The following is a 5631-nucleotide window of genomic DNA, read 5'->3' on the forward strand; positions in this document are numbered from 1 at the left end:
TTGACTGGACGGACCCCTGGACCCGAGAAAGCGCCGGTGTCGCAAACGGCACTCTGTCATGATCATCACATGGTGCGATCAGCCGCGACACTTCTGGCAGCGGTGCTACTCCTCAGCGACAGCTCTGGTCTGTTGGGACCGACGTTCGAGGAGAACGCCGTACAAGTCGTCTCGACCTGGCGGACCAGCGGCGCCGCGAAGATCTGGCAGGAGGGATTCGTTCCGCTCGAGGACCTGACGAAGATGTCCCAGGAGGTGAGTGAGCACATCGATTATGAGTGGCATGGTTGGGTCGTCGCCGGCCCGCTCCCCGCTCCACCTGCCGAGGCACGGGTCCGTTGGGACGACGGGTCCACGATGCGGGTCCCCGTGATCGCACCGCGCGAGGCGCTGATGGCGCTGTCCCCCTGGCCCGAGAACATGACCTTCCCCGACGACAAGCAGTACAAGCTGACCGGCGCCACCTTCACGACCATGCGGCTCAAGACCTCACGCGGCATGGCGACCGTACCGGCCTGGCGGCTGCGCTTCTCGAACCTCCCCGGCCCCATCGACTACGTGGCGGTCGATCAGAAGGCGATCGGCACCATCGAAGGCGCGGTCGAGGAACGTCTGTCAGGTGAGGGGATCACAGACGTCGAGGTGCTCGACGAACGCACACTGATGGTGAAGTACGAATACGGCGTCTGCGCCGGTGACGAACCGTTCGACGTCACCCTACGAGTCAGCGAGAGGCCCGATGTCGTGGTCTTGGGACTCGAGATGCCCTACCAGGGCTACGGCTTCTGCGCAGGCCTCGGCAAGTCCGGCCGGGGCGTCGTCAGGCTGGACGAGCCGCTGGGCGATCGCGTCGTGCTGGATGAATGGAGCGCACTCCCCGTCCTCTGCCACCGTGCGCAGAACACGTGCCATGCCGGGAACGGGTGACGCACGCCGCCCCGCAAGCGACGGCTGACCAACCACCACTCTCCTGAAGCGGGTGCCGCAGGAGGCGGGACGCTGCCCGTCGGATAATGCATGTGCGATCTGGTCGCCCCGCGTGATAGTCCTCCCTGCTATGGACGACCTTGTGACAGCGCGGCTCGAGCTTCATCCGATGACCGTCGGCGACGCTGAGCGGGTGCTGGCGGGTGAGCCGGACAGCGGTGACCGATGGGGGCCCGGATACCCCACCGAGGGGGACATGTACGCCGCCATGCGCTTCCTGGGCACCTGTTCGGTCATCGGTGATCCCCAGCCGTTCGGCAACTATGAGATTCGTCGCCGCGAGGACGGTCAGGCGATCGGCGGCGTGGGCTTCCACGGACCCGCGGACGAGAACGGCAGTGTCACGATCGGCTACGGCCTCATCCCGTCGGCGCGAGGCAAGGGGTACGCCTCCGAAGCCCTCCGCGAACTGCTGCTGTTCGCGCGGGCACGCGGCATCACCTGCGTGAAAGGCGACGCCGACCACGGCAATATCGCATCCCATCACGTCATGATGGCAGCCGGCATGCGGCCGACCGGACAAGACGAACGCGTCAGGTTCTTCGAGATCGCCTGGACCGACACGACGGCGAATGCCGACCTGCGCTCCTAAAAGCCATGACCTTGCTCGTGCACCTCACCCCGGCCAAGAACATCCGCTCGATCCGGCGCGCGGGCATCCGCGCCGTCAGCGCGGGGCGGACCGATACGACGGGCGTCTACTGCCCGCCGGTGCTGCCCTCCTACCAGATCACCTATCAGTGGGGCCGTGAGCTGCGGCGTAGCGGTCAGCGCACCCTCGTCGCCGTCCACTTCCGCATCCCCGACGCCGAGCCGGTGCTGGTGGGCCACTACAACACTCCGCCGGTCGAACTCGCCAGCGCCGCAGCCGCCGCCCTGATCGCCGAGCAACAGGATGCCCGCGGATACGAACTCCTGGTCCCGCGCCCGATCCAGGCCGGCGAGATCCACCGCATCAGGGGCGTGAACCAGGTGACCGGGTGGCGCTACATGCCCAACGCACACGGCAGGCCACCCTGTGCCTGCCCGATCTGCAACCCCCGCGGAGCGTACGGCGCAGCCAAGATCCGTAAAGCGTTCGACGAGGTGTAATAGTTCGGGCTGTCAGCACGTCGGCCGGCTCTCGCCGCTCCGGGGCGCACTCCGTGGTCGAGCGTCGTACAGGTCGCGTTCAATGGCCTCGTCGACCGCGCGTAGGGCTGATCCTTTTCCCGGCAAGGCGAAGTCCGGTTCGTCTCCCGTCCTTCCAAAGCCGGATGCGAATCCTGCCGGGTGCTCCTGCGGGCGTGCCGGTAGTAGCCATACGGCCGAAAATCATTTGCCTGGCATGGCGGGGCTCGGAGAATCTGGTGCCCATGAGGCTCTGACGGACAGCGTTCCCCGCGACTTCACGATGGCACGGCGCCGGCTCGCGCCGTGATGCCGCCTGTCCATGCCTTGTTTCAGCGAAGAGAGCGTCTTTGTCTCACCAACACTCCCGGCCTCCGGCCATTACGGCCACGGGGTCGGCCACCGTCACCGTGTTCGCCTCCCCCACCAGCTGGATCGAATCCGAGGCCCTGGCGCAGTGCGACCAGGTGGCCGGCCTCGACGGCATGAAGCACGTCGCCGCCATGCCGGACCTGCACCCCGGCAAGGGCGCCCCCATCGGCGCCGCCATGGCTTCGACCGTCTTGTATCCCTTCCTGGTCGGCTCCGACATCGGTTGCGGCATCGCCGTGTTCCCTGTCACGCTCAAGCGCGCCGTACCCGAGAAGCTCGCCGCCCGGTTTCCCGATCTCGACCGCGCGCTGGACCCTGAACGGGATGCCGACGACCCGGCCTGGGCCGTGGTGAAGGGCGATATTCCCGCCGGTCACCTCGAGGGCCTCGGGACGGTCGGCCGGGGCAACCACTTCGTCGAGCTGGCGCGCATCGGGACCGTCGTCGAACCGGACCACGCGAGCCGGCTCGGACTCGCCGCCGGCGACCTGGTCCTCATCGTCCACAGCGGCTCGCGCGGCCTGGGCGAGCAGATCCTGCGGGCGCACACCGAGCTCCACGGCGCGGGCCCCGCCCCTGATCCCGGCGCCTACCTGGCGATGCATGACGCCGCCGTACGCTGGGGATCGCTCAACCGGCGGCTGCTGGCCGCCCGGGTCGCCGTTGCCCTGGGGTTCGAACCCACCGAGCCGATCGTCGACCAGTGCCACAACCTGGTCGAGATCCGCGACGGGATCTACCTGCACCGCAAGGGAGCGGCACCGGGCGACGGCCGCGACGTGCTCATCGCCGGCACGCGAGGCACCCCTTCCTACCTCGTGGCCGCCCACGCCGGGCCGCACGCCAACTATTCGGTGGCACACGGCGCGGGCCGCAAGATGTCCCGTGCGGACGCCCTGCGCCGGGGCCGGGCCAAGCACACGGTCGAGGAACTGCGCCGCACGCCGATGGGATCGCTGGTGGTGTGCGGCGACCGCCAGCTCCTCTTCGAGGAGGCGCCGACGGCCTACAAGCGCATCGAGCAGGTCATCGCCGACCTTGTCGAGCATGACCTCGCCACACCCGTGGCCACCACGATCCCGCTGGTCACCTACAAGACGCCCGATCTCGGGTCCACGCCCCGAAGCGACCGCCGGGAACAGCGCCGCAAGCGAGGAGGCCGGCCGTGAGCGTTCACTTGCTCCTGTCGGCTGGGCGCGGCCCGCAGGAGTGTGCCTGGGCGCTGGCCCAACTGGTGCGACGCCTGGAAGCCGACGCCGCCCGGCAGAAGCTGGAGACCCATCGGGCCCACACCGTCCCCGGTGACCGGGCCGGCACCTACCGGTCGGTCCTCATCGAGATCTCAGGAGACGGCGCCGAGGCGTTCGCCGCCTCCTGGACCGGAACGCTGTGCTGGCAGGCCCCCAGCCCATACCGGGCCGGCACCGGCCGGAAGAACTGGTACGTCATCGCCCAACCCTGCCAGGTCGACACCCCACGCACCGCCTTCCACGAAACGGACGTGGACGTTGTCGCCTGCCGCACCGGCGGCCCCGGCGGCCAGCATCGCAACAAGGCCAGCACCGCCGTACGGGCCACTCACCGGCCCACCGGGATCGTCGTCGTGGTCGACACCGAGCGGCTGTTCAGCCTCAACCGCCGCATCGCCGTACGGCTGCTGCGACAGGCCGTCGAGCGTGGCGACGAGGCGGCGGGGCGCGCCGCAACCACGGCCCGCTGGCGCATCCACGACGAACTCGTCCGCGGCAACCCCACCCGGGTCGAACGCCCGGAGACGCAGGACCCGGCCCCGCGGAAGCGGACGCGCCGACGACGGCGGCCTTCCGCCGGACCGCGCCTGCCTCCGAAGGCACCGATCTGATCGGGCCGGCGGCCAGGGGGTCGCCGCTGTCCTCGTCCACGATGTCGATGTTCCCGTAGAGGTCGTTGACCTGGTGTACGAGACTCGCCAGGCAGTCGGCCACGCAGGTCCTCATCTCATACTCGGCGTCCGGTGCGAGCATCAAAGCAGGCACGTACGACAGTTCTCGCGAACGGCAGGACGTACAAAGGCACCTTTGCGATCAGGTCACGAAGACGGCCGGGCGGCTTCGCGTTGACTAGCCTCACCGGCATGCCCCTTGCCTCGATTCCCAGCCCTTCCCAAGGGGTCTGGTATCTCGGGTTCATCCCCATCAGGGCCTACGCGCTGTGCTTCATCGTCGCGATCGGATTCGCCGTCTGGTTGAGTGACCGCCGCTGGCGCGCCCGTGGCGGCGAGAAGGGTGCGATCGGCGACGTCGCGGTGCCCGGAGTGATCTTCGGCCTGGTCGGCGCCCGCCTCTATCACGTCATCACCGACTGGCAGACCTACTTCGGCCCGCGCGCGGTCAAGGAGCCCTATCAGGCGCTGTTCATCTGGGAGGGCGGGCTCAGCATCTGGGGCGCGGTCGCCCTGGGAGCCGTGGGTGTGTGGCTGGCCTGCCGCCGCCGGGGGTTGTCCCTGAGCGCCGTGGCCGACACGGTCGCGCCCGGCCTCGCGTTCGGGCAGGCGATCGCCCGCTGGGGCAACTGGTTCAACCAGGAGCTGTACGGCGGTCCGACCACGTTGCCGTGGGGCCTGGAGATCGACCAGGCGCACGGCGGCGAGCCGGGCGTGCTCTACCACCCGACGTTCCTGTACGAGTCGCTGTGGGACGCGGCGCTCGGTTTCGCGTTGATCCTGGCCGGCAGGCGGTTCGCGCTGCACCACGGCCGCCTCTTCGCCCTCTATGTCGCCGGCTACACGTTCGGGCGGTTCTGGATCGAGGGGCTGCGCATCGACCCGGTGGGCGGAGTCGACCACGCGGCGATGCTCCTGGGGCTGCGTATCAACCAGTGGACCTCGATCGTGCTGCTCGCCGGCGCGCTGGTCTATCTCTGGGTCACACGTGACAAGGACACCGAGCAGGTCATGGTGCCGGCCGCACTCAAGCCCTCGGACGAGGAGAACGGCGACCCGTCGAAAGCGCCTGACATGCCGTAAGGCCCTTCGGGTACGCGCCGCGCATCGCGGGCTCTTCTCATAAGAAGGGCGGGCTCGGCCGTGTGCCGAGCCCGCCGATCGGGTTTCGCCCGGTCCCGGTCGCCGATGGCGCTCACCCGGTTGGGTGTGCGCGTACGCCGGGAAGACCGGGCGGGTTC

Annotated in this window: 6 protein-coding genes; all 6 read left to right on the forward strand. The window is 69.0% G+C overall.

What is annotated here, in order from left to right:
• Positions 1–69: 69 nt before the first annotated feature.
• The 6 genes from FLX08_RS39455 (at position 70) to lgt (ending at position 5473) form a co-directional block, all read left to right on the forward strand.
• Complete coding sequence (locus FLX08_RS39455; RefSeq protein ID WP_142625368.1) at positions 70–927, forward strand: hypothetical protein; 858 nt, start codon at positions 70–72, stop codon at positions 925–927.
• Between the two features lie 130 nt (positions 928–1057).
• Positions 1058–1579: a GNAT family N-acetyltransferase gene (locus FLX08_RS39460; RefSeq protein ID WP_142625369.1), complete on the forward strand. Its 522-nt coding sequence runs from the start codon at positions 1058–1060 to the stop codon at positions 1577–1579.
• A gap of 5 nt (positions 1580–1584) precedes the next feature.
• Positions 1585–2079 (forward strand): hypothetical protein, encoded by a 495-nt coding sequence (locus FLX08_RS39465; RefSeq protein ID WP_142625370.1) that lies wholly within the window; start codon positions 1585–1587, stop codon positions 2077–2079.
• A 368-nt stretch (positions 2080–2447) separates the two neighbouring features.
• Positions 2448–3638, forward strand: a complete 1191-nt coding sequence (locus FLX08_RS39470) for an RNA ligase RtcB family protein (protein ID WP_142625371.1) — start codon at positions 2448–2450, stop codon at positions 3636–3638.
• Positions 3635–4330 carry a peptide chain release factor H gene (prfH, locus tag FLX08_RS39475; protein WP_142625372.1) on the forward strand — a complete coding sequence of 232 codons (696 nt, stop codon included), beginning with the start codon at positions 3635–3637 and terminating at the stop codon, positions 4328–4330. Before FLX08_RS39470 ends, prfH begins: the two co-directional genes overlap by 4 nt.
• A gap of 252 nt (positions 4331–4582) precedes the next feature.
• The gene (lgt, locus tag FLX08_RS39480; RefSeq protein ID WP_142625373.1) at positions 4583–5473 is read left to right on the forward strand and encodes a prolipoprotein diacylglyceryl transferase; all 891 of its coding nucleotides are present in this window, start codon (positions 4583–4585) and stop codon (positions 5471–5473) included.
• Positions 5474–5631: the final 158 nt, after the last annotated feature.

Origin of the sequence: Microbispora hainanensis (assembly GCF_006874475.1) — a bacterium.
Lineage (GTDB): Bacteria > Actinomycetota > Actinomycetes > Streptosporangiales > Streptosporangiaceae > Microbispora > Microbispora hainanensis.

Excerpts from the sequence above, each read along its gene's own strand:
- FLX08_RS39460 (WP_142625369.1), top strand. The coding sequence starts at position 1,058 with ATGGACGACCTTGTGACAGCGCGGCTCGAGCTTCATCCGATGACCGTC.
- FLX08_RS39465 (WP_142625370.1), top strand. The coding sequence starts at position 1,585 with ATGACCTTGCTCGTGCACCTCACCCCGGCCAAGAACATCCGCTCGATC.
- FLX08_RS39455 (WP_142625368.1), top strand. The coding sequence starts at position 70 with ATGGTGCGATCAGCCGCGACACTTCTGGCAGCGGTGCTACTCCTCAGC.
- lgt (WP_142625373.1), top strand. The coding sequence starts at position 4,583 with ATGCCCCTTGCCTCGATTCCCAGCCCTTCCCAAGGGGTCTGGTATCTC.